Annotated in this window: 1 protein-coding gene; it reads right to left on the reverse strand. The window is 62.5% G+C overall.

The annotated features are described in order from the left end of the window. The coding region (locus SB679_RS26460; protein WP_410705420.1) for a chitobiase/beta-hexosaminidase C-terminal domain-containing protein at positions 1–232 on the reverse strand (232 nt) is incomplete at both ends.

Raw genomic sequence — 232 nt, forward strand, 5'->3', positions numbered from 1 at the left:
CTGGCTACCGCTGACGTATTCCCGGCCGTGTCTTGGCCAAGATACTGCAGGGTCATGGACGCCATCGGAATCGGCCCCGAGTAGACCGGGCTCGACGTCGTCGGCGTCGTGCCGTCCGTTGTGAAGTGGATCGTCGCCGGTTCATTGGCGTTGAGGACGATGGACTGGTTGCCGCCGTATGTTCCGCCAGCTGGTACAGCGGTGATGAGTGGTGGGACGGTGTCTTGTACCG

The organism is Chryseobacterium sp. SIMBA_029 (genome assembly GCF_046535275.1).
GTDB lineage: Bacteria > Bacteroidota > Bacteroidia > Flavobacteriales > Weeksellaceae > Chryseobacterium.